The 22042-nt window shown below is 59.8% G+C and carries 17 protein-coding genes and 1 tRNA gene; 4 read left to right on the top strand and 14 right to left on the bottom strand.

The features are described 5' to 3' along the window. Window positions 1–28: 28 nt before the first annotated feature. The 4 genes from NKJ37_RS02530 to NKJ37_RS02515 all read right to left on the bottom strand — a co-directional run bounded on the left by NKJ37_RS02530 (window position 29) and on the right by NKJ37_RS02515 (window position 2827). Window positions 29–271, bottom strand: coding sequence for a Trm112 family protein (locus tag NKJ37_RS02530; protein ID WP_127261272.1), 243 nt, complete (start codon window positions 269–271; stop codon window positions 29–31). Between the two features lie 197 nt (window positions 272–468). Beyond that, window positions 469–1140 (bottom strand): LON peptidase substrate-binding domain-containing protein, encoded by a 672-nt coding sequence (locus NKJ37_RS02525; protein ID WP_023810888.1) that lies wholly within the window; start codon window positions 1138–1140, stop codon window positions 469–471. A gap of 103 nt (window positions 1141–1243) precedes the next feature. After that, complete coding sequence (gene trxA, locus NKJ37_RS02520; protein WP_127297739.1) at window positions 1244–2245, bottom strand: thioredoxin; 1002 nt, start codon at window positions 2243–2245, stop codon at window positions 1244–1246. Window positions 2246–2329: 84 nt separating this feature from the next. Then, entirely contained in the window at window positions 2330–2827 is a 498-nt protein-coding gene (locus NKJ37_RS02515; RefSeq protein WP_128304309.1) for a prolyl-tRNA synthetase associated domain-containing protein, read from the bottom strand. A gap of 230 nt (window positions 2828–3057) precedes the next feature. On the opposite strand from NKJ37_RS02515, the gene NKJ37_RS02510 reads away from it, so the two are divergent. Further along, window positions 3058–3132, top strand: a tRNA-Gly gene (locus tag NKJ37_RS02510). A gap of 148 nt (window positions 3133–3280) precedes the next feature. On the opposite strand, the gene brxL is transcribed toward NKJ37_RS02510, so the two are convergent. The 10 genes from brxL to NKJ37_RS02460 form a co-directional block, all read right to left on the bottom strand. Then, window positions 3281–5332, bottom strand: coding sequence for a BREX system Lon protease-like protein BrxL (gene brxL / locus NKJ37_RS02505; RefSeq protein ID WP_352772533.1), 2052 nt, complete (start codon window positions 5330–5332; stop codon window positions 3281–3283). After that, on the bottom strand, window positions 5329–7605 hold the full coding sequence (pglZ, locus tag NKJ37_RS02500) for a BREX-1 system phosphatase PglZ type B (protein WP_352772530.1): 2277 nt from the start codon (window positions 7603–7605) through the stop codon (window positions 5329–5331). Before pglZ ends, brxL begins: the two co-directional genes overlap by 4 nt. Further along, window positions 7602–10976, bottom strand: coding sequence for an Eco57I restriction-modification methylase domain-containing protein (locus NKJ37_RS02495; RefSeq protein WP_352772527.1), 3375 nt, complete (start codon window positions 10974–10976; stop codon window positions 7602–7604). Before NKJ37_RS02495 ends, pglZ begins: the two co-directional genes overlap by 4 nt. Window positions 10977–10980: 4 nt before the next feature. Then, on the bottom strand, window positions 10981–14394 hold the full coding sequence (gene brxC, locus NKJ37_RS02490) for a BREX system P-loop protein BrxC (RefSeq protein WP_352772524.1): 3414 nt from the start codon (window positions 14392–14394) through the stop codon (window positions 10981–10983). Between the two features lie 31 nt (window positions 14395–14425). Then, a complete protein-coding gene (locus NKJ37_RS02485; protein WP_352772521.1) occupies window positions 14426–14971 on the bottom strand; it encodes a hypothetical protein in 546 nt (181 codons plus the stop codon). Continuing rightward, window positions 14958–15842, bottom strand: a complete 885-nt coding sequence (locus NKJ37_RS02480) for a hypothetical protein (protein WP_352772518.1) — start codon at window positions 15840–15842, stop codon at window positions 14958–14960. Before NKJ37_RS02480 ends, NKJ37_RS02485 begins: the two co-directional genes overlap by 14 nt. A gap of 130 nt (window positions 15843–15972) precedes the next feature. Continuing rightward, window positions 15973–16884, bottom strand: coding sequence for a hypothetical protein (locus NKJ37_RS02475; RefSeq protein ID WP_352772515.1), 912 nt, complete (start codon window positions 16882–16884; stop codon window positions 15973–15975). A gap of 1166 nt (window positions 16885–18050) precedes the next feature. Further along, complete coding sequence (locus NKJ37_RS02470) at window positions 18051–18512, bottom strand: hypothetical protein (RefSeq protein WP_352772513.1); 462 nt, start codon at window positions 18510–18512, stop codon at window positions 18051–18053. Window positions 18513–19036: 524 nt separating this feature from the next. Continuing rightward, on the bottom strand, window positions 19037–19561 hold the full coding sequence (locus NKJ37_RS02465; RefSeq protein ID WP_352772510.1) for an ImmA/IrrE family metallo-endopeptidase: 525 nt from the start codon (window positions 19559–19561) through the stop codon (window positions 19037–19039). 52 nt (window positions 19562–19613) lie between these two features. After that, window positions 19614–19958 (bottom strand): helix-turn-helix domain-containing protein, encoded by a 345-nt coding sequence (locus tag NKJ37_RS02460; protein WP_352772508.1) that lies wholly within the window; start codon window positions 19956–19958, stop codon window positions 19614–19616. A gap of 123 nt (window positions 19959–20081) precedes the next feature. On the opposite strand from NKJ37_RS02460, the gene NKJ37_RS02455 reads away from it, so the two are divergent. The 3 genes from NKJ37_RS02455 to NKJ37_RS02445 are packed head-to-tail and all read left to right on the top strand — an operon-like array spanning window position 20082 to window position 21940. Continuing rightward, complete coding sequence (locus tag NKJ37_RS02455; protein ID WP_352772506.1) at window positions 20082–20366, top strand: multiubiquitin domain-containing protein; 285 nt, start codon at window positions 20082–20084, stop codon at window positions 20364–20366. Beyond that, window positions 20341–21522, top strand: a complete 1182-nt coding sequence (locus tag NKJ37_RS02450) for a ThiF family adenylyltransferase (RefSeq protein WP_352772503.1) — start codon at window positions 20341–20343, stop codon at window positions 21520–21522. Before NKJ37_RS02455 ends, NKJ37_RS02450 begins: the two co-directional genes overlap by 26 nt. Continuing rightward, on the top strand, window positions 21509–21940 hold the full coding sequence (locus tag NKJ37_RS02445) for a ubiquitination-like system serine protease family protein (protein WP_352772500.1): 432 nt from the start codon (window positions 21509–21511) through the stop codon (window positions 21938–21940). Before NKJ37_RS02450 ends, NKJ37_RS02445 begins: the two co-directional genes overlap by 14 nt. The last annotated feature ends 102 nt before the right edge of the window (window positions 21941–22042 follow it).

Raw genomic sequence — 22042 nt, 5'->3', positions numbered from 1 at the left:
CCACCTCACCAGCCTGTGGTGCAAGAACTCAGCCCGGCCCACCCAAGCGTGGCGGCGGCGGGGCGAGCACGTCCTCCACCGAAAGCGTCCGCGCCTCGGAGGGCAGCATGATCGGGATGCCGTCACGCACCGGATAGGCAATCTTGGCGACCCTGGAAATCAGTTCGCCGCGCTCTGGATCCCAGGCCAGCGGCCCCTTGGTCAGCGGGCAGGCCAGCAGCTCCAGCAGCTTGGGATCGACCTTCCTCTCGTCACGTCCGTCCGCCGCCATAAGATTCTCTTCCCAGCCAGTTGCGGGCCTAAGATGTGCCGAGATTCAGGTCAGGCCGAGTCGAAAATGGCTGATACCGAGAACCGGAGCGGAGCGTACTTTTCGTACGTGAGCTCAGTTCTACCGCAACGCGGTAGAACGGGGAAGCGCAGGAAGCCGCCACTTGCAGGCCGGTCTCACCTGAATATCGACACATCTTACTGCAAACTCGAGCCAAAGTCCTCATTCTCGCGCGCCAGCGCCATTTCGGTGATGGCGATCAGCGTCTCCGCCCGGGTCTTCAGGTCGGCTGCTTCGAGCAGCGCCTGTTTCTCGGCCGGCCCGTAGGGCGCCATCATCGACAGCGCATTGACCAGCATGGCATTTTCGGCGCGGCTGACGCTTTCCCAGTCGGCCTCCAAATCGTTGGCCTGCAGATAGGCGCGAAACGCCTTGAGCAGCGATGGCCGGTCGATCTCGTTGTCCGCCTGATCCTCGTCGAGATCGGCAAGGAAAGGCGCGGGCTTGCACTGGCGAAACGGCGTCTTGACCGTCAATTCGTGGGCGATGCGGAACCGGCACACGCCCTGCAGCGAAATCAGGTAGCGGCCGTCGCCACTCTCGGAAAAGGCGATGATGCGCCCGGCGCAACCGACATTGCAGAGCTCCGGCTCGCCATCGCCGCGCAAGGCGCCGTCGAGACTGGGCTGGATGACGCCGATGAGCCGCGAGCCGGCGATCGCCTCGTCCACCATCTGCAGATAGCGCGGCTCGAAGATGTTGAGCGGCATGCGGCCTCCCGGCAGCAAAAGCGCACCCTCGAGCGGAAAGATCGGGATCGTCGACGGCAAATCCTTGGCGAGCCGGTAATGCGCGTTTCCCGCTTGCACCATATTCCTCCGATCGCTTCACCAGAAGCGCGTCATGGCAGTTCTAATTTGGCGCAGTCATGGCCGACGCCAAGCCCGTGCGGCAAAACAACCGGCAAACGGCTCAGGAAAACAGCAATGCCGACAATTTGCGGCGCGCGGCAAGCGTTGCCTCGTCGGTCATGCCCCATGCCTCGAACAGCTGCAGCAATTGCGTCCTGGCGCCATCCTCGTTCCAGCTTCGGTCGGCCTTGATGATGGCCAGCAGATTGTCTGCGGCCGCAGTGCGGTCGCCGTTGGCGTTCTGGATCATGGCCAGATCGAAGCGCGCCTGGTGATCCCCAGGATTTTCCGCCAGCCGGCGCTCGAACTCGGCTGGATTGCCGAGAGCCGCCGCTTGCGCCGCAACCGCCATCCTGGCGCGCAGGGCTGCCAGCGGCGGCGCATCCTTCTTGGCCTCCGGGGCTGTTGCCAAAAGCGCCTCGGCGCCTTCCGTGTCGCCGGCGTCGAACAACAGTTCGCCCAGTCCGGCGATCGCCTCGATCGTCTCCGGCGCCTGCGCCAGGATGGCGTCATAAATGTCGGCCGCGGTCTGCATGTCGCCGGCCTCGCGCGCTTCGGTCGCCGCGGCCAGGGCTTCCGCCACCGGCGGCGCGCCATTGCCCTTGCCGCCGACCTTGGTGATGAATTCGTTGATCTGGCTCTCCGGGATGGCGCCCATGAAGCCATCGACCGGCTGGCCGTCCTTGAAGGCGATGACCGCCGGGATAGACTGGATGCCGAGCTGGCCGGCGATCGAGGGATGGTCGTCGATGTTCATCTTGACCAGCTTGACCCTGCCGCCGGCGGCCTTGACCGCCTTCTCCAACTGCGGCGTCAGCTGCTTGCAAGGCCCGCACCAGGGCGCCCAGAAATCGACCAGCACCGGCTGGCGGCGCGATTCCTGGATGACATCGGCGGCAAAGGCAGCCGTCGTCGTGTCCTTGATCACATCGGCGGGAGCGGCGGGCGCATCGCCAAGCGCGACTTTCGCCGGCGCCGGCGCCGCTCCACCATACTGCACCGAGGTGGTGTACTGGCCGCCATTACCGCCAAAGGAGCCGCCGAACGGATTGTTGTCGCTCATCTCTTTACCCTTCCGTGGCGCCGCCGGCCGGCGGCCAGGCGCCCTATGCTTCAGACCATCTGACTCAAGCCATCCATGTGGCGATCACACGGAGACTTTCAAGATAGCAGCATCGTGCCCGGTTGCCTCGACGAATCTGATCAGGTCCCGCGCCGCGATCGATGTCGTCGCCTCATTGGTCAGCGGATGCCCATTGATCACCGCATGCTCCATCAAATCCTTGTCGAGCACGAGCTTGACCCTGTTTGCCGTGTCGTTGATGACGCCAAAGACCGTCACGGCGCCCGGTGTGACGCCGAGCAGCTCCATCAGCATCTCCGGCTTGCCGAAGGAGACCCGGCTGGCGGCGCCGATCACCTGGTGGATCTGCTTCAGGTCGACGACCGCGTCCTCGCCGACGGTGACCAGGAAGAAATTATCCTTCTTGTCCTTCAGGAACAGGTTCTTCGTGTGCGAGCCGGCGATTTCGCCGCGCAACGCCTGCGAATCCGCGACCGTGTAGAGCGGCGGATGGCGCTTCGTCGAGGCGGCAATCCCGAGTTCAGCGAGAAAGGCCATCAAATCGGCTTCGGTCTTCGGCATCGGTTTCGTTCCGTTTCTCAAGCCAGCCGTTTACGGCCAATGGGGCAGCCGACACAAGACCGTCATGCGACATCATGGGGAGCGGCACCGCCCTTCGCGCTGGCGCCCCGCCGCCCGCCGGCGGCTTGCCGGCCCGGCGCGGCGTGTCACAAAAAGCCTGCGATTTCCCTGTTGCAATCGCCGCGCTCTTCAGCCATATAGGCCCGGCTTGCGGCCAAGACGCCGTGCGAGCGGGTGTAGCTCAGGGGTAGAGCACAACCTTGCCAAGGTTGGGGTCGAGCGTTCGAATCGCTTCACCCGCTCCAAATCTTCTTAGATTTGAAAAGCATAGAGGGCCCGGGTAACCGGGCCTTTTTGCTGTCTGGCGCCGGGGAGCGAGCGGGGGAGTAATTGGTAGCTGTCTGTGAGGCTTGTCCCGACTTGCATTTTGGACATGCCCATGCAAGCCGCACGCTATTCGTGCAGCACTTTCCTCAGCGCGTCAGACGCATCGGCATAAAACAAAACCTGGATTTTCGTTGCCACGTCGTCGGAGAGATCGATGAGGGCTCGCCGACAGGACACCGGCATAGCGACAGTCGAAGCGCCTTTTTCCAGCGCTAATTCCACAACGTCAATTGGATTGTGGATCGGATCAATGGAGCCACCAAGATTGATCCCGCCAACGATGATAAGACCGCCTTTGAGTGGCTTTCCCAGCAATGCCGAACATAGAGAGATGAGCACGCCGACCCCAGTTTGGGACCCGCTGCGGGCTGCATCAAACGACCGTATCTGCACGGCAAATTCATGCTCACGCGGGTTCCTGTCGCCGACCAGCTCGCGGGCTCGCGAATAGAGATTCTGCTCCGCGATTTTCACACTCTCGCGGAAAGGTGCCGGCGGCGACTGATTGAGAATGCGCACGCCCCCGCCAGGACTTTCCGTCACTTCGATGCGGAACAGCCCGCGTCCCTCGTCTTGGCCACCAGGACTGATCGCCCAAACCTGGCCCGCCGGTAGTGGGTCGGACCCAATGCTGTCTTCGCTCTGAAGTTCAGGGGTGGCGACGAATTTCTCCACGCCGTCCATGCCCATCATGTAGCTGAACTGCGTATTCCGGAACTCTGCGGAGCCAATACGCTTCTGTTGCTCCTTCACCCTGCGACGAACTTCCAAGGCAAGGCGAACCGCCCATTCCAAATCCTCGTCCGAAACCTTCATGGTTGAGTCCGGATAAAGCAGCTTCAGAAGACCGGAAACGGTCTTGTTTACAGCGTTCTGGTCGCGTCCGGACAATGCTCCACCGAAATGCACGCGGCCGGGCAGAACATTGACGCGCGTCTGCGCTCGCAATCGCGAGAAGCATTCCGCCAATACATCGCTCACCATGCCAAAACGGCTGGTGAACAGGTCCTTGTTGATTTTCGGAATGTCCCATCCCGGCAGATAGCAATGGATTCGATCCATGAAGGCCGTATCGTTGCGCATTTCAGGCGGCATCGGCCCGAAGAGATGGCCAACGCGCTGCTGGTGTTGCACGTCCACGTCGAAATTGCCGACCATGACGATGCTGCCCTCGGCACGAATGCTCTCCCGGCCGCGCGAGAACTCGCCCGATTCCATGTAACCCTTCATGATGTTGACGCCGTCCTTCTGATCGAAGGAAATCCCTGATACCTCGTCGAAGCACACGACATCATACTGGCAGACCAGGCCGCGCTGCCCGTTCGCCATGTTCACAAACATCCGCGCAACAGTCGCCTTGCCGCCGGAGACGAGGTGCGCATAGGGTGAGACCTGCTGGAAAAGATGGCTCTTGCCGGTGCCGCGAGGCCCGAGCTCAACCATGTTGTAGTTGCTCTCGACGAACGGGACCATGCGCAACAACATGGCGTCTTGCGCCCGTGTCGACAGCGTGCCAGGTTCCAGCCCAACGCTGCGCAGCAGGAAATCCCGCCACTCTGCCGTGGTTAATTTCGCTCGGCCCTCGGCGATCTTTTGCAAAATATCGCGGCTGGAAAGCTGGATTTCCCGCATGCTCAGAACCTGGAAAGGCCGGCCGCCTTTCTCTTGAGCTATGCTTCCGTCATACCCGAGCTCAATCTCGGCGTAAAAACCTCCGGTGAGCATACGCTCGTGCGCTTGGACGAGTTTGTCGTCGATACGCACATCGGTCAGCCGTAAACTTGGGAGCGTGGCCAGATAGCTGTCGGTTTTCGCATCCAGCCTTGCGGTGACGATGTCTATGATCCGTACCGAACGGTGATCGCGCGCCCTGGATTTGAACAGCTCTTCCTCACCCGCTCTAACGGTGCGGTCGGAAAGCTGAGACTGTACCATCTCCAGGCCTTCCTCGATCTCCTGCGGGTCGGTGCTGGCGGCGTACCGCCCAAGCATGAACTCGACGACATAAGTCGGGACAGGAAACTGGCCCCGGAAACGCCGCACCAAATCCTTGCGCACGATATGGCCCGGAAAGGCTTCGGCGGCCTTGCGATCGAGAGCATCCAGTTCCAGCATCATTCTCCCCCGACAGTCAGCAGGCGATGCGCCAGGACTTTTCCGCCTTCATCGAGCACGACCAGGCAGACCGTTTGACCCTCTTGGTCGTCTCCGACCAGAAACGAGGTCTTGCCCTTTTCGTCGAGCACCCGGACGCCCTTGATTAGACTTGGGCCACTGGTTTCCCCACCCAAGCGCAGATCTACATGTAGATCGGCTCCCCCAGAAGCCTCGACCCGAAGCCTCAATCCCTCCCAGCGGGTCCTTATCTCGGCGACATCTGCTTTTTGTGGTCCGCTCGCGGCGACGTCCAGCACGGGCAAGACGCATTCCTGTGGGCTCACGCCACCATGCGCGTATTCCTGGCCAACATAGAAGGAATGCGCGCCGGTCGCGGCCGCCACGAAGATATCACTGTTCCAGCTCCAAGGGATTTGGAGATAGGAGGTCTGGGCCTTCGGCTTCACCATCGCGCAGCGGCTCCGTTTTCCCTGTGGTTCGGCGAGACCGGTCTCCAGCGCGGCTTTTGGGAGCCCGCCCGGCATCAACAGCCAGCCGTGATCGGTGACGATGCGCACGCGCCGTCCGGCCCGCACCAGTTGCAAAACGCTATCCGCCACATCGCGAATCCCGGCGGCCAGCTGGCCCGCGAGCCGCGCGCCCAGCGCATGTCCGTCCTCGTCGAAGCGGCCGGCTTCCGTCCACAGCTTGGTATCGGCCAACAGTGAATTGCCCGTCTCCCAACCGTCGCTCTCCAGCAGCTTGTAAAGAACTGGTTTCGTGGCCGGCTTGCCATCTCCGGTCCAGGGAAGCACGTCCGATGTGGTCGGTGGACCGGTGAGTAAGGATGCCACTGGTGAGACCAGCGCTTTGCAGGTTGCGGTCACTGTGGGAAATCCCGACCATTGCCAGGAAAGATCGACGTTCAATCCTTCCGCAGCGAGCAAGCCCCTGAGGTCCCGCGCCAAATCCATACGCAGCCCATCGACGAATAGGATTGTCGTCGCTTCCTTATTCGCCGCCTCTGGCTTTGCCAGCTTCACGCCACCTACGCGAATCAGTTCCTGGAGCGCGTTCGCGCCCTCTTCGAGCCAGGGCAGATAGATTGCCCGAAGGGCAATCGACACAGCGTTGCGATCGACATCGCGAGGGGCTGCTGCCAGCGCTCGCATCGCGGCGCCATCCACGGCCGCACCATCCTCGGCATAGGATTCCGCAAGTGCTTTCCCGTCATGCGCCGGAAGCGGTTTCGCCGTCGCGATCCCTGAAAGGAAAGCCAGCGCCTGCGCCAATGGTGCTTCGCCACGCTTGGCCCAGACCGTCTCACGACGCCAAGCGTGATTCGCGTCGAATTCAACGATCCGCGTCCGCGCCTCGGCAGCCGACAGGCTTCCCAGCTTGGACAGGCTGTCCCTGAGTTCATTCTCGCCCTTCAGGTTTTGCTTCGGATAGGCCTCAACATTCTCGAAGAGCGAAGTCGGCTCCTCCGCCCCCAACAGACCGACGACACCGCCATATCCTGTCCCCGAGGCGAAGCGGGACCACACCTCCGTCCATTTCCCCTCGCGCTGCGCAAGACGTTTCGCGGCATCCTGCGGCGAGAGTTTTCGGGGATCGAATTTGAGCTGCTTATCGGCAATGCTGGCGAAGGCCGTGAAACGGGCCGGGTCTGCAGTCGCGTCGAGTGCACCGTCCATCCAGTCCAGCATGTCAGCGGAAAGATCAGGCGCGAGCAGGGCGTTAAGTGCGTCCGCGTCCCAGCGTTTTGATTTCAGCTCTTCGAGCGGCTTGGCGCAGAAACGCAACGCCGCGTCGGAAAGCGCTATCCGGGTGACGGCGTCATCGGCGACGTTTAGTTTCAACGCGCCGCGCTCCGAAGTCAAAAAGGCGCGCAGTGTCCAGTCCTTACCATTGGTATGGCCGAACAGATTACCGGCAACGGTGAACCATACCAGCGGCTGCAATAGAGCCGGACAGTCCTCAGCGCCCTTCAGCACCTCGCGCCCCACGCCGGGAACGTAGAGGATCGGCGTCACGCCCTCGGACAATGGGATCGAGGGGACCGCTCGCACTGTGGCCGCCCGCAGCCAGACGGCCGGTCCAGTCCGTGTTTGCGGATCGTAGTCGCCATAGGTCAGCAATTCGAGCAGGCGCTCACGCAGTGCCGGAATAAGGGCCAAGAACTCGGAATTGGGGTCGCACCAAAGCACCGCTTCCGGCGGCGATTCCGCGCCGGGATTGTAACCGGCTGTGTCGTGCAGCGCGGCGGCCAATGCGTCCAGCGGCGTCGTCACTGGGCGGCTGCCGCTTGTGACTTACTGGCTCGCGCCGTACGCTTCTCGTCAAGCGTGGTGTGGTGGTCATTGATCCGCTCGCCCTTGAAGACCGGATACCAAGGCGCGGAAGGCACATCATTGCCGCGATCCTTGACCCATTTGATTCCCTTGGGTGGCTCGCGCAGAATTCCGGCCTCCATGAACGGACGGATGTTCATGCGCACGCCGTCATCGAGATCAGGGTCCCAGCCGAGCGGCTGCTCAGTCAGCGGCTTCCAGCGCACAAAAATGTCTAGGGGCGCTTCGCCTTCGAGTACCTTCTCCAGCTTCTGCTGAAGCTCGCGGCCCTTTTCGTAGCGGAGATCATTGCTTTCCGCCTTTGCACGCGCCAGCCAGTCGCCGAGCGTGGTGTAGGTCAGCTTGCGCAGGCTTGATCGAGTGAAGCGGTGATAGTGGACAATCACCGAGAACCCGTCCTTCAGCCCGTCCCAGATATGCCAAAGGAAGGGGCGCTGGTGGAAAAGCCCACAGTGCTGCCGAAAAGCGCGGTCACATAACCAGGCTTCCAAGGAACCGTCCTTGGCCGTTTTTTTGTCCAGCGCCTCGTCGGCCTCGGCTACCAAACGGCGTTCCAGGGCGTCGGACCAATCCACGCCAAATGCAGCGGCGAGAAGACTGCGCAATCGGTCAGCCAGCGGCTTCTCGCCCGCGACGCCAGAAAGTGCGAGCAAGCCATCATTGTCCCCCTCGGGAAGTATCGTCGTCTTCGCAATCCATTCGCGCGCTTCGGAAGAAAGGCGCATGTCCTTGTCGGATTCCGCTGGCCAACGATAGCCGCTGAGGCGGGCGAGTGCGACATGCAGTGCGGAGCCCCTGTCAGTCTTGGCTGGATGGCCGTGGAAGAGCCATTGGGTAGGGTCGGCGGAATAGGGCTCGGGAAGGCCGCCCTCGCACTCGGCGGCCGCTACCAGTTCCCAATGCTGAAGGTCGAAGGGTACTTTTAAGAGAGTTAGCGTCGGAACTTTGAGAGATTTATCAATTTGGCGAACGCTATCCGCAAATTGCTTTGAACGTAGGAAGCACCACATTGCAGGCAATATGGCACTGTTTTTTGGAATAATCGCACCAGTGCTCTCGTCAAAAAGAGTTCCAGAATAGAGCGTTGCAGGCAAACTTCCCATTTGCGCAACGGCCACGCCGGCGTTCCCCCAAGCTGCGCCGCCACGTAGCCACGCACCTACTCCATTCTTTCCTAAACGATCTTCAACAAACGACAGAAGTGAGCCCTTCCCATTTTCCCATCGCAGCACGGCTGCCCTTGCCGTGAAGTCGCCAGTCGATGTCGGAGGCTCTTGGAGCAGCGACCAAACTGGATCGAGATGGGAGAATTCCCAGAAGCGGAAAATAAACTGCGACATGTCGCCCGTCGCAATGCCCTTAAAAGAGCTAGCAAAATCACGGAGGAGGGGGACTTCGGATGATTGTGAAATTGCAATACGACTGTCGGGATTTGCTCCTTGTGCGCTCTGAGTCAGTGTGCGCACAGCACCATGAACAAGGGCGGTTGATTTTGCGCGCGCGTCCAAACCGCCATTTGCATCGATCCCGGCCATTGTTGAACCTGGATTTGGGTGCGTGTTAATAAGCCCGACAAGCGCAGTGTTTACGACTTCGCCGCTAATAGTCTCAAAGGCGCGTGAGCCGAGAGCACCAATAAAATTGAAGGTTATACGTGAGAGAAAATCTTGGCGGAACTTCTTATATCCGCCAGAAAATAACCAGCTTTGAGGTGTGACTGCCGCCACAACTCCGCCCTTGGATGCAAGATTCATCATACGTGACAGCATAGCGGTGGCGAGATCGGATTTGGCATCCTCATATACGCGTTCGATAAAGCTCGCCAAGATATGGGTCTGCTTCCCTCTACCCAAATACGGTACATTGGTCACTTGTAGCGTGTACTTGCGGGTAAGAAACGCTGTCGCATCTGCCATGCCTCGTGCTGCGACAACTCCCTCCACCTGTACCGGCTCCGCTTTTCTTGCTCTGACCAGAAGCGGTTCCAGCAGGTCTTCCACACGCGCAATTCGCATCGGATTGACTAGATCGCCGCCCGTTGGCTCCAATAGGCTGCCTAGGATCGGTGCTTGCGTGAACAAGTCATGTAGCGATGCAAGGGCACGCTCGAGTTCCTTGTTGCCTTCTGCGAGCTCCATAAACTCGGCCTTGGGCAGAGGCGGTGGCGCACCGACCCACGCGATATGTGGCAGTGGCAGGGTTTGCCAACCCCCGATACGCCACGCGGTGAGCGCCACAGCAAATGCTGCTATCTGCACGCAGCGCCCGTCGATCTCCAGTCCATAAAGATTGTCTCGCAGCACGACAGTGACGGCCTCGGCCTGTGACAGGCCTTCCTCCGCATGACGTAGCGCGGTGAGAATCGCCAGCGCCTCGGTCAGAAAATGCCCAGACCCGCAGCACGGGTCGAGCACAGTGATGGGCTTGGCCGCCTTTGGCCAACCCGGAAATATTCCCGCCGCCGGCCGCCAGGGGCCGACACCTTCCTTAACAAAGCGCAGCATGTCGAAGGCGTAACCCGGCAGGCTACATGCACTCCGAAGCGTGTCCTCATCCAGCGCAGTCTGTGCGAGCTCCGTGTCGGCTGCGAGAACCTTGCCGGCCCACCACGCCCCAAGCGTGTTGTGCAGCAAAAAGCGCACCATGTAAGGCTCGGTGAACAATTGGGTCACGGCAGAGATCTCATCCGCGCCGATCTTGTCGCCCTTTTTGTTGACCGCATCTTTTTCCGCCGCGCGCCAGAACTGGTACGTCCAGCCGAGGCTGTCCTCCGCCTGGAACACGTCGTCATCTAGATCGGTCACCAGTCGATGCAACGCCTGTCCCTGCCCTGGATCGAGGGTCAGCGAAAGAACCGGATCGTCGATGGGGAAGACAGCCGGCAACATGGATGCCGCATAGCGTTCGGCAACTGTCCAGGCGTCAACCGATCCTTCCTCTTGCGCGATTTCCCGGCAATCCTCCAATGATACCGGCACATTGTGCTCCGGATGCCTGAGCAGTCCGCGTTCGGCCAGGAATCGGGCAAACAGCATGCGGTGCCAATGCGCGTAGGCCGCAGCCTCTGTGAGCCTTCTGATTTCCTGTTCGTCGCTGCCCTTGTCGAATCTGTCACCCAGCGTTCGTGCATGCGCCCGCAATCGCCTGCGGAGTTCCCTGTCGTTATTTGAAAGGTAGTCAGGAGCTTTTGCCTGGGCGACCCCTAGACGGCGGATCGTTTCGGCTGCGCCAGCTTCGGCAACGAGGCGGGCTTCCTTGATGGTCCTTTCGAGCGCGCGGCGGAGCGGCGTGGCGAGATAGTGCTGACTCATGTCGTCATACCTTTGGTATTACAGGGCCATTGGCCAGCGCATCCTTCAGCGATGCGCGCGCGGCCTGAATCCATGCGTCTAGGTCCTGCTCGGTCTTCAACAGGCCGCCTGGCAGGCTGATTGTCTGGGCCTTGGGTTCTAGCAGGATTGCCGCGCTCGCTAGGGCTTCATCAATCCGTGTTGGTAGTGCCTTCGTTGCGTTCTCCCAGCCGATGAAACTGCGCTGCCCTAGTGATTCGGTTATCGACGCGGGGGTGTCCAATTCTGGCTTCGTCAACGGCAGGATTTTCTCCGCCTCCCGGATCGAATGCTTCTGTTCGGGCAAGAGCTTGTTCCAGGTCTCACTGGTCGCAAGCCTGGTCTCGCCGGCGTCCCAGGACTTCTTCCAGGATTCGAAAGCTGCGTTCAGCCTTCCGCGTAGCGCGTTGGCTGCAGCGGAGATGACGGGAGGCATCGGGTCTGGATCGGCGAGCAACTGCCGGTTGGCCTTGATCGTGTCGAGATCGGACTTCTGTTCCGACGCGCCTAGTTGCACGAGCCTCTCCGCTACCCGGAAATTCGGCAGCCTTTGGCCAATTTTCGCCGTCGCCGCCTTCCAGGCCTTCAGTTTGTCGCGCAATCGCGTAGCGTCTTCGGCGATCGCCGCTAACAAGTCGTTGCCTGACAATGACTTCAGATGGTTGAGATTCGGCACCGCGTCCGGCTCAGGGGCAGGCGCTTCGTCTCCGGATTCCTTTGCTGCGCCTTGCAGTCGGTCGAGCAAGGACGACAAGGCATAGGCTTCCTGACCGTTCTCAAAATGAACGCCTGCCTCGGTGAGCAAGCCCCGTGCGGCCATGCGCTGTGTAACGGTAATAACCGTGGTTTCAGCCCTAAAAGTGCAGACGCCGATCTTTTGGCGCGGCAGATCAGGCAGCGAAACCTGTTTGCCATCCTCGCCGGTCACCCTGATCTGTCCCGCATTGGCGAGCACGACCAGTGCGCCATCTACGGCGTCCTGCGGCCAGCCATAATCCGGCTCAGTGAACTTCGTTCTGAGATACGACCCCTTTCGACCGGGCCCGAGCTCGCCAAGGATTGCCTTGCAGACCGGGTGGGTCTCAGGCGCGCCGGAATGATCCACGGCCTTCATGGCATCCGGGTCCTTCTTCATCGCCCGTTCGTAGACCTTGCCCCAGCCAGCATTGTCCCCTTCGGCAAACTTCGGATAAAGCCTTGCAAGCGCATTTGACGCCGCTTCTTTGACAGCTTCGGCGAGCGCGCCGTTTAGGGCCTTTCCGCCCGCCTGCATGATCTTTGCTTGACCCATCGCCTCGCGGATCAATGCGTTCGAAGCGGACAGCGCCTTGGCCGAACGTGACTGCATGGCTTTCTGCGCTTCGACTCCCGCATCGGTGCCCGGCACGCCCTTGAGTTGTAAGACGCTGTCGGCAGCCCGCCAAGCCGCGATCTCGCGCGTCAAGTCCTCAGCACGATGTCTGGGCAGCAGCAGGTGGATGGTCGGGTCATTGGGCGAGGAACCAGCGATGTCCTTTTCGGCCGTCGCCAAATCCTCGTCCCAGCCAATACGCATCCGAAGCGGCACCCCATCCGACGGGGCTTTCTCGTTCACATCCAGGCGATGAATCCTGCGCGCTTGCTTGCTCGCGCCATGAAAAACGCTTGATGCGCCGGCGAGCGCTGTTTCGATCGCTCCGCTCAGCAGTTGCCGACGCTTGCCCGAGATGCTCGCCTGGTCAGCGAGTATTGATTTCACTTCGGTTCGATAGAGATTTTCCCACTCGGCACTCTCTTTGGTTTGGAGACGCCATTCGCCGCCGACCTCTATCGCGGCCCCATCCGCGTGGAGCTCTGCCAGAAGCTCTGGCACCTCTTTGCGCAGGCCATCTTCGCCACCAAGATCGACGACCATCAAATCAGCAATGGTTTCCGGTGTGGCCCGGACACCATGACGATCTGCCTCGCCTGATATGCGACCGAGCATATAGACCAGCATCAAGACGCGAGCCTTCTGTTTCTCGCGCTCGCTACCGCCCTTCAGTGTTTCGATCCGGTTGCGGGTTTCGCCTGGCAGAAGCCCGGCATTGTATGCGTCCGTTTCGAACCTGCCATAGAGATAGTCGACGGGCACAGCGTGGCCGAGCGGCCTGCCCGCATAGGCCTTCGCGGCGTCAAGCGTTGTCTTCAATTGCCCACGAAGTGTCCCGCCCAAGCCGGTGCGATCGAGTTCCCGCAGAATGTGCTCCCAGACACGACGGCGCGACGGTAGCAGCGGCCAATCGAGGACTGCCTCGTCATTGTCATGGACCGTGTGGGCAAGCTTACTGCCATGAAGCTGCCGGCTGATTTCGCCGGCATTCTTGTTCAGCATATCTTTGATATCGTTCTCCGCACCGGGCTTCTTGCGCAGCACGGTCTTCCGGATGACGGTGTCGATGTCTGCTTCGCCGAGCGCAATCTGCACCGGGAAACGATCAAGGAGCTTTTGCAGATTCTGCACGTCGCTCAACGCTTGCTGTCCCGTCGCCACCAGAAGCAGCCGCCCATTGAACCGGCCTGAAAGGCGTTCAGCCAGGGTCTGAATTTTCAGGGTGAGGCTCGGGTCCTGGCGGATGAACTGCTGCACCTCATCGAGCACTATTAGTGTGAGCGGCAATTCGTTTCGCCCGAGGAGCAGGGCGCGGCGAGCCATGGTTTCCAACAGATCGACGGTAACGGGCGGCGGCTCGGGAAACAGCGCCTGGAGCTTGGAACCCAATTCACGCGACGTTTCAGCTAGTTCAGGCTTTGCCTTCAGCACCGACGCACCGAATTTCGGCGACAGGATGAAGTTGCGGATATGGGTGTCGAAGCCGTCACCGAGATCTTTACGAACGGCGCCCAAAATCCCAGTGTCGTCCAGCCAGAAGGCAACTTGGGCTGCCCGCAAATCGCTGGGCAGTCCGACGGCACGCAGAATTATTCCAAGAGTTGCCTCGGCGGGATCCGCCGCGCCTGTGCCGAGGGTGTCGCCGGCGGCGACTACACCGCCGGCGCGCTTGGCGGCGATCCGAAGTTCTTTCAACGGCGCGGCGACTTCCGGCGGGAGCGAAGCCAGCCCTTCGGCGGTTGCCCCGTCCGAGAATTCAAGGTTCGTCCATAGAGCCGCCAGCATGCTCGCCAGATGTGATTTGCCAGAACCATAAAAGCCGGAAATCCAGACTGCCGGCGCTGCGCCATTCTTATCCACGGAGCCGAGGAACGCTTCGAGTATGCGCGAGAGGCCGTTTGCATACGCTCCGTCGCACACGAATGTCTCCAGTTCGCCGCGAAGGGTGGCCACCGCCTCGGGGGTCGGAGGAAACTGGATTTTGGCGACACCTTGGTTCGCAAGCCGGTAGTCGGCCGGGTCTTTATAGAACGTGTCCTTGTTAAGCATTCAGTCAGCCCCCCTCATTGATTCAGCCCCGTCACAAAGCGTGGTCTGGCGGGATCGGTATCGCGTGATAATTCCAGCCGTCGCGTGCATCCAGCAGCCGGTAAATCCCGGCGGCATGTTTTCCTGGAAACGACACGAGCATTCGACCAGGGATAGAGTCAGCGACCTTGCTGATAAGCGCCGATACGCGGGCGAGCCCAAACAGCGAGCCGCAACCGTCCAGCGCCAAAACGTCATTTGAATTGGTTGCTGCGAGCTCGGACTTCAGGTGATGGATTAGGGCCGATTCTGCGTCCGCCAACAGCCCTCGAATTTCCTGCGGATGATCGAGCAGCGCTTCGAAGAACTCATTACCCGCGATCCACTGCCCGAACCATGGCGCAAGGCTCACCTGCCGCCAACCGCGTCCGGTCTTCATCGTCGCATGTTCGAATTCACCGATCCGGCCTGTAAACTTCCGCTGCATCGACTTGTCAAACCACAAGAGCCAGACCCGCCCGGCGGGCGGCGCATCGTCGAGCCACGGCAGTTGGACCTGCCGCTCATAGGCTTTCAGCAAGTCGTCAAACGTGTTCAAGGTCAGGCACCCCCAATGTGGCCGCGAGCTGCTGCCTCACGGAAATCTCGATTACGTCTCCCGCCGCTCTTACCCTTGCCAATCCGCGCGCCTCCGCCGACCTTAGCATATCGAGTGCGGCGTTCGGGTCGAGATCCAGAATCTTGAACCAGGCCGAAGACAGCATCGCGGGCCCGCTGAAGCCGCAAACGGTTGCGATCAAAGCCGCAAGCGCCGCAACGGGAGCGGTTGCATGGACCTTTCGTCTTTTCTTGTCGTAACGTCCTTCGAGATGGCCAGTCTGCGTCCAGGTGGAAGCACAATTCTGAGCCAGCGACCGCAGCATTTTCTCGCTGAATCGGCCGGAATGCGCGCGAGTTACCGCATTAGCGAGTACCGGCCATTGCACCAACTCGCCAACCAGCGCCTCGACGACCGGCTGCGCCGTATCCCGAAGCAGAGGATCGCGCGCTAAGGCAACCAGCAATGCGAGCAGTGGTCGGCTTTGGGCGTCACCCTTCGCCAGTTCGAAGAATGCCTTCGTTATCGCAGGCACATTGGACAGGCCGTAAAGCGAAGACAGATTTCGATAAATGGATAAGCGCCCGCTGGCCGTCGCCTTTCCAAGGACGTTTTCGCCAAGTATTTTGCCGCGAAAATCCGCGCCGGCAGCAGAGCTGGCGGATACCAAAGCGCCAATTTCGCTGAGCATCAGCGTCTTGGATTGGTGCGCGCCGCCGCCTTCCAATCGGACGCCGAAACGCATCATGCGCGCATCGTCGCGGCCTGCGAACCACCCTGACCCTACGGCGCCGAAGGGTAAAGAGGCGTCAACTTTTTCCAACGGTGTACCCCATGCTTCGAAGCGTTGTGCGCGATTTAGCTCGCGCATATCAAGCCCTTCAGCGCTTGGCCGAGTGCCCAGGGAAAAGCGAACGGTCGATATGCTGCAAGTTTGTGCCGACTTCCAGTGAACCGCGCGGCTATGAAATCAGTTGCACACGGCCGGCTCACGCCCCCTGTCAATCGGGCGCAGAACTGTCTCCGAAGTTCATGTCGCGGGTGGCTCGAGCTATTAGGAAGGCATCTAAGCCAGGATAAGGCGGCACTGCCGCGCGTTCCTTCTCGTTGTACTTAACCACAACCTCTCTCCAGGTCATATCTGAATGGGGGCCTGACCTGATGGACAACCGCCCCTCTCTAATTCGATACGAGGAAAGAAGATGTGCCCGGACTTGGTCGCAAACCAGATTGGCGGCTCTCGTAAGTTCTAAAATAAGGTCCTGCACCAAATCAACGTGATGGTCGTACTGACGGGCCAAGCGGTGATAAAGCTCCGGGTTCCATTCTTCGATCGCATAGAACTTCTTTGTCCAGATTTCGTCTGCCTCTGCAAATGGTTTCTCGGCGTGTTTGTTGAACACTCGAAGGAAATCTTGAAGCACGCGGGCGAAGTTTTGCATGGCCGCTTCAAGCGAGGGGTATCGACCCGGCCAAATACGCTTTAGCGTCCAACGGCCAAGCTCGAACAAATCTTCACTCACTGCCACATCAAGGCTTGGCTGACCATTTGAGAGCACAGCGCTAGTCCATGCCGTCCACTCTTCTAAGTGGCAGCGCTTGCTCCATTCGTCGATATATCCCGCGTAAGTTTCCTCGTCCCTCTGTTTCAGTGCGTCGAAGCCTGGAAGTGACTGCCTCACCCAAGTTTCGTGATCCGCTTTAATCTGATGTAGGCGCTCAACGGGCCAGGTCGCTGGCTGACGATCGATTTCTCCGTGGTGATTCCTGCAGAGCAGAATCAGATTTCCGTAAAGGTCGCGCTGTTCAGGTGTGAGCGGAGATACGCCACGGGGCCCATCCTCGCTTTCCGCAACCATATGCGCCATCTCGCCGACAAGCGCCGGGTCATCAGTCTCGGTTTCGTCAAGCACCAGCGGAATCCGGCAATTCGGCATTGAACAGCGGCCTGCCGCTCGTCCCCAAAGCATTTTGGCCGTTTTCGATGAGATCGTCATTCGCGTCCATGCAGAAACGATACTGAAGGTGGCTGTTTAGACCAAAGTGACGATCGACGGAACTCGCCTGGAGCGTCCACTCACAGATTCGCCGCGCTGGACCGTGGCGGCGGTCGCAGATCGCCCATGCTCGACACGATCCGGCATTATTCCAACAAAGGTCGGCTGTCCGACCCCGTTTGGCGATGGCCCCTAGATGTGGCAAGTTTCAAGCTCTAAATTCTATCTAGGGTGCGACTGCCGCATGAAACCTCATTCTCAGCCTTCTCCGTTGTCTTCACTCGTAAGCGGAGGATTTCATCTGGTTGGGAAATGGTCGACAGCGGATGGCGAATTGATCGAGCTTGACTTTACAAGCGAGCGGACGCCAGGCGTCTATGCCTATGTTGTGGATGGGACTGTCTGTTACGTGGGGTCGGCGCAGCGCGGATTTGCTAGCAGATTTCGACGGTACTCGACATCAAAGACCTTGCGAACTTCTGCTCGCGTGCGGGGCGAGATTCTCAATTGTCTGGCGAATGGCTCGACGGTGGAAATCTACACCCTCACGCCGCCCGCGCTGACGTGGGGCGGATTACCTGTAAACTTGATAGCTGGCCTTGAGGAAGGGCTGATCCGCCGCCTGCGCCCTCCCTGGAATAGGCGTAGCAACAGGCCCGAATGAAATAGGAGGACATCGCGACTGTCATGGCTCCGAAACAATCCAAAGGTGTGCATTGAGGACGCCCGTTGTAATCATTTCTCTCTTGGCGAACATGGCTTCCGGGTTCGCCGATCCCACAGATGACTATGTCGCCTGCCTTATTGGTCGATCGGCGGTCGCCCTTAACCAGCAAACCGGGACGAAGGATAGCGTCGCGGCTCAAAAGGTCGCGTACTCACGTTGCAAGGAGCCGAAAGGGCTAGATCAGAACGACAGTGAGGGGCTTTCGGACTTTGTCAACATCGCGGTCGAGGCAATTGCGCGAGGTGTTTGGCCGGACATGAGCAAATAGAGTTGGCGGCCCATTTCTCCGGGTCCGCAAATGCGCGACCGACCGGCTGCAGATCGAGGGCTGACCGAGCGGGGCGCTGCATCAACATTATGGGCTGGTAGCGGCGTTGAGGTCCTCTTCAGTAATGCCCTTGGACCTCAAAAGGCCCATCACCTCACGACGGCCCAAGCCGTCCAGGGTCATGTTAGGTGTAAAGTCCACGCAACGAACTTCATCGGCCAACGACGCGTTCTTGGCCAATGCGCGATCCCTGACCAAGTTGCATTCGGTTAGTGATTCAAAGTCATCCATGTATCGACCGGCGACCTCGCTGGGCTTCGAGCCGAGTGCCTGTGTAAACAGCATCGTCACGCCCTCTTTGCTTCCAGTACCGGGTGTGAACTCCACGCAGAAGACCTGCTCTGGGCGAACGTCGGTCTTTTCGAGGCCAAGACTTCTGCCGGCGGCACAAGCCGGCATTGAATCGAAGGTCTTGATATACTTGCCGACTACCCAACCGTCGGTTTTTGCTGCCTGGAGCAAAATCAGTACGACTGCGGCGGTCCCCATTTTTAGCCTTCCCTCCCGTGCAGCTCGATCTCGTCGGCTTCAACTCCGTCACGATGATAGCGCACAAGGTGCCGGACCGATACACGGCGCCATATTGGCATCGGGTGTACGGCCTTGCCTTCTGTCGCTTACCTGCAGTGGTGCGCCGCGCCGGCATTTCGGTGACGACTCTGGGAACAAAGCCCAGCATACTCCAACTGAGGTTAGGGTGCCGGGCCGCAAAGCGGCGCGGCAGGCCGGGTGCCGTCGGGCCGAAAGCGGCTCGGGGGAGCGCAGGGGGAGCGCCGCCCAGATTTGGCCCTAAAGTGTGATCGCACCGATGACCGCTTAGACCTTGAAACGCGGAAAGAAGGTGCTCTCTTATCGAGGGCGCAGAGCATCGGCTTCCTATTCGCAATGACCTCCCCCTCCCCGGTCAAAAAAACGCTGGCACCGGTTTCTTTCGGGTCCCCTCTCGCGGCAACCGCGCAGCGATGGGGGCCAGTCCGCCAGCTCAGCTCAACACGCGGCGCCTTATCGCCAGCCTAGGAAGTGGCGCCGGCGCGATTGCGGCTGCCCGCACCGACCCGGCGCGCATGGATGGTGTGGGCGCCGCTGACGCGCAATCGATAGTCGAGCATTGGTTGGCTGACGCCGTACAGCTGCTTTGCAACCGATACCAGCCCTTGGCTGACGATATTGAGCGCTGCTTCATTCGAGATGAGTAGACAGCCGCCAAGAAAATTGGCTTCCGCCTCTACACCACCATCGCGGGCGCGGGCACCCTCCTCCGTCAGCGGCGGCGTGCCTTTATGTCCAAGGAAGCAATGCGCCAGTTCGTGGCAGATGTTGCTGCGCTGTCGGAGCGGATGGTGCGAATCGTTGTGGACGATCGCAGTGGTCGCACCGCGCGGCACGGTCACGGCAGAAAATGCCGACTGATCCCTGCCGAGAAATGCTCTGGCGTCGCAGCCGAGTTCGCTGAGCTTCAGCAAGACAATGTCAAACTCGGAGCAAATCGCGACGGGATCGATCGGATCGATCGGCCCAAGGCCCATCTGCTCGCGCACCTTAAGCGCGATGCGGTTGGCGTCCGCCTTGAAGCCATGCCGAAATGCCAAGTCAGCTCTCCTTCAACCTGTTGTAGGTGCTGAGAACAATCTCTTCCATCAGCTTGGCGTTCGTCGGCGTAAGGTTTGGATCAGCGCGTAAAAGCGCGGTGATTTTGGCCAGGGGCAGTGCCTCGCCTGCTGTTGTTCCAGGAATAAACGATTCGGCCTTGAGCTTCGACCATTTCAGAAGGGCAGCTAGCCCGTTCACATCGGGTTTTGCGCCCTGGCCCATCCGAGATAATGTGGAGGCGGCAACTCCAGTCGCCTCCGCGACATCTTTCCAAGTCATTTGCTTGCTCAGGCGAGTCGCGTTCAGTGCTGCGAAGAATGATTCCGTATCAAAGTTGTCTGTCACGTCGTCTCCGTTGCGAAAAAGGGATCGATTGCGATCTTGCAATTCTCCCGAATCTCCCTTACTGGTATCAAATCGATTGCGATTTCGCAATTGATTGCTCAAACCAGCATCAAGGAGAAAGCCATGGACGTCGCCGACGCCGCACAAAATGCCCCACACGGGAAAGAGAAGACCGTCACGATCATCGTGAACGGACGTGCGAAAACCTTGCCCAAGAAGGAGGAGATCTCCTTCGACGAGGTGGTCGAGATCGCCTTTCCCGGCCATCCAACCGGCGATGGTATCCAGTACACGGTCCAGTACACCCGCGGACAAGGAAACAAGCCGGCGGGCACGTTGGTCGAAAGCCAGTCGGTGAAAATCAAGGACGGGATGGAGTTCGATGTCACGTCGACCAATCGCTCTTAGTTCTGATCTGCTCCGTCTGCAAAACGAGGGCTATGACATCGACATTCGGGACGGTTTCTTGCTTGTCAGGAACGTCCCCTTTGTCACTTCCACATGCAGCATAGAACGCGCGACACTGATCTCGCCTCTGTCACTGTCGGGGGATGTCACCGAGAAGCCCGACAAGCATGTCTGCTACTGGACTGGAGCACACCCGTGCCATGCAGACGGCGCCAAAATCAGGTCAATCGAAAATGGAGCCGGGCCGCAGGACCTGGCCCCTGGCCTGCATGCGGCCTTTACCTTCTCCGCCAAGGCCGACTACCGCGACTACCACCACAAGATGACCACATACATAGGGCGCATCGCCGGCGCGGCAGCAAAGCTCGATCCGACCGCCACAGCCCGGATTTTTCCAGCTATCGCAGCCGAACCCGAGGAGTCAGTGTTCCAGTATGTCGACACGGCAACGAGCCGCGCGGGTATCGGCGCGATTAACTCGAAGGTTGCCGGACAAAAGATCGGCATTGCGGGCCTCGGCGGCACTGGCAGCTATATTCTTGATCTTGTCGCGAAGAGCTCGGTCGCTGAAATCCATCTCTTCGATGGAGACGTGTTTTCCCAGCACAACGCATTCCGGGCACCAGGTGCAGCCAGCCTGGATGAATTGAAGGATGGCACGCTAAAAGTCGACCGATTTACCGGCATTTATTCGCGCTTGCACCGTGGAATCAAACCGCACGCATTTTTTCTCGACGAGACCAACGTGGGGGCGTTAGCCGGCCTCGATTTCGTGTTCGTCTGCATGGATGTCGGCCAAGCCAAGCGCGCAGTCATTGACTATCTCCTGGCCAATGGCATCTCGTTCGCCGACGCCGGCATGGGCGTGACAGTCGACGACGGGCGACTTGGGGGCATCGTACGTGTCACCGTCAGCACGCCCGGAACCCGCGACCTCGCCGCGCCGCATATTTCCTACGCGGACGACGCTGGCGGTGCCAATGAGTATACCAGCAACATCCAGATCGCCGAGCTAAACGCGCTAAACGCCGCCTTAGCGGTCATTCAATGGAAGAAGCTGGCGACGATCTATCGGGATAGTCGACAGTCGGTCTACCTCGGATACTCCATAGCAAGCGGCGAAATCATCACCGAGGGACCTGATGGCGCCGGTTGATCGTCTTCAGCCAAGGTTCGTCGAATACATCCCCGACGATGTTCAGGCGGGCGTCCTATATATCTCGCGGCGTTTTTCGACGGCCACCCATCTGTGCTGCTGCGGCTGCGGTCTTGAAGTGGTGACGCCGTTGAATCCCGCCAAATGGGGCGTAGTCGAACGAAATGGCAGGGTCTCGCTGACCCCTTCCGTTGGCAATTGGAGTTTTCCTTGCCGGTCGCATTACATCGTTTCGGACAACCGTGTTCTATGGGCAAGTTCGATGTCACCTGAGGCAATTACCGCTGTGCAAAGGCGGGATGTCGAAGATGCTGTGCGCCTTGCACCACCGAGGCCCAGTTGGGGTCGCCGACTCCTGGCAGGCGCTCTGGTTGCCTGGAGGTCGACAATTGCAGCGATAAGAGAGCTGTGGCGCTAATGCCCTGCGACTGTGCCTTCCCGAAGGCCGCTGAAGTGCCGACTTATCCAAGGACAGGAGGCGGTCGGCCAGATGGATCTGTCGTTGATGCGCGCGCGACGA

Origin of the sequence: Mesorhizobium sp. M0140 (assembly GCF_040322475.1) — a bacterium.
Classification (GTDB): Bacteria; Pseudomonadota; Alphaproteobacteria; order Rhizobiales; family Rhizobiaceae; genus Mesorhizobium.
Note: the sequence above shows the minus strand (reverse complement) of the source record. Positions and strands in the feature narration are given on the sequence as shown.

What these genes read in the sequence shown, in the direction of transcription:
- brxC (WP_352772524.1), bottom strand. Translation starts at nt 14,394, where the DNA reads ATGCTTAACAAGGACACGTTCTATAAAGACCCGGCCGACTACCGGCTT.
- NKJ37_RS02495 (WP_352772527.1), bottom strand. Translation starts at nt 10,976, where the DNA reads ATGAGTCAGCACTATCTCGCCACGCCGCTCCGCCGCGCGCTCGAAAGG.
- NKJ37_RS02480 (WP_352772518.1), bottom strand. Translation starts at nt 15,842, where the DNA reads ATGCGCGAGCTAAATCGCGCACAACGCTTCGAAGCATGGGGTACACCG.
- NKJ37_RS02455 (WP_352772506.1), top strand. Translation starts at nt 20,082, where the DNA reads ATGGACGTCGCCGACGCCGCACAAAATGCCCCACACGGGAAAGAGAAG.
- NKJ37_RS02445 (WP_352772500.1), top strand. Translation starts at nt 21,509, where the DNA reads ATGGCGCCGGTTGATCGTCTTCAGCCAAGGTTCGTCGAATACATCCCC.
- NKJ37_RS02515 (WP_128304309.1), bottom strand. Translation starts at nt 2,827, where the DNA reads ATGCCGAAGACCGAAGCCGATTTGATGGCCTTTCTCGCTGAACTCGGG.
- brxL (WP_352772533.1), bottom strand. Translation starts at nt 5,332, where the DNA reads ATGATGCTGGAACTGGATGCTCTCGATCGCAAGGCCGCCGAAGCCTTT.
- NKJ37_RS02470 (WP_352772513.1), bottom strand. Translation starts at nt 18,512, where the DNA reads ATGGGGACCGCCGCAGTCGTACTGATTTTGCTCCAGGCAGCAAAAACC.
- NKJ37_RS02450 (WP_352772503.1), top strand. Translation starts at nt 20,341, where the DNA reads ATGTCACGTCGACCAATCGCTCTTAGTTCTGATCTGCTCCGTCTGCAA.
- NKJ37_RS02530 (WP_127261272.1), bottom strand. Translation starts at nt 271, where the DNA reads ATGGCGGCGGACGGACGTGACGAGAGGAAGGTCGATCCCAAGCTGCTG.
- trxA (WP_127297739.1), bottom strand. Translation starts at nt 2,245, where the DNA reads ATGAGCGACAACAATCCGTTCGGCGGCTCCTTTGGCGGTAATGGCGGC.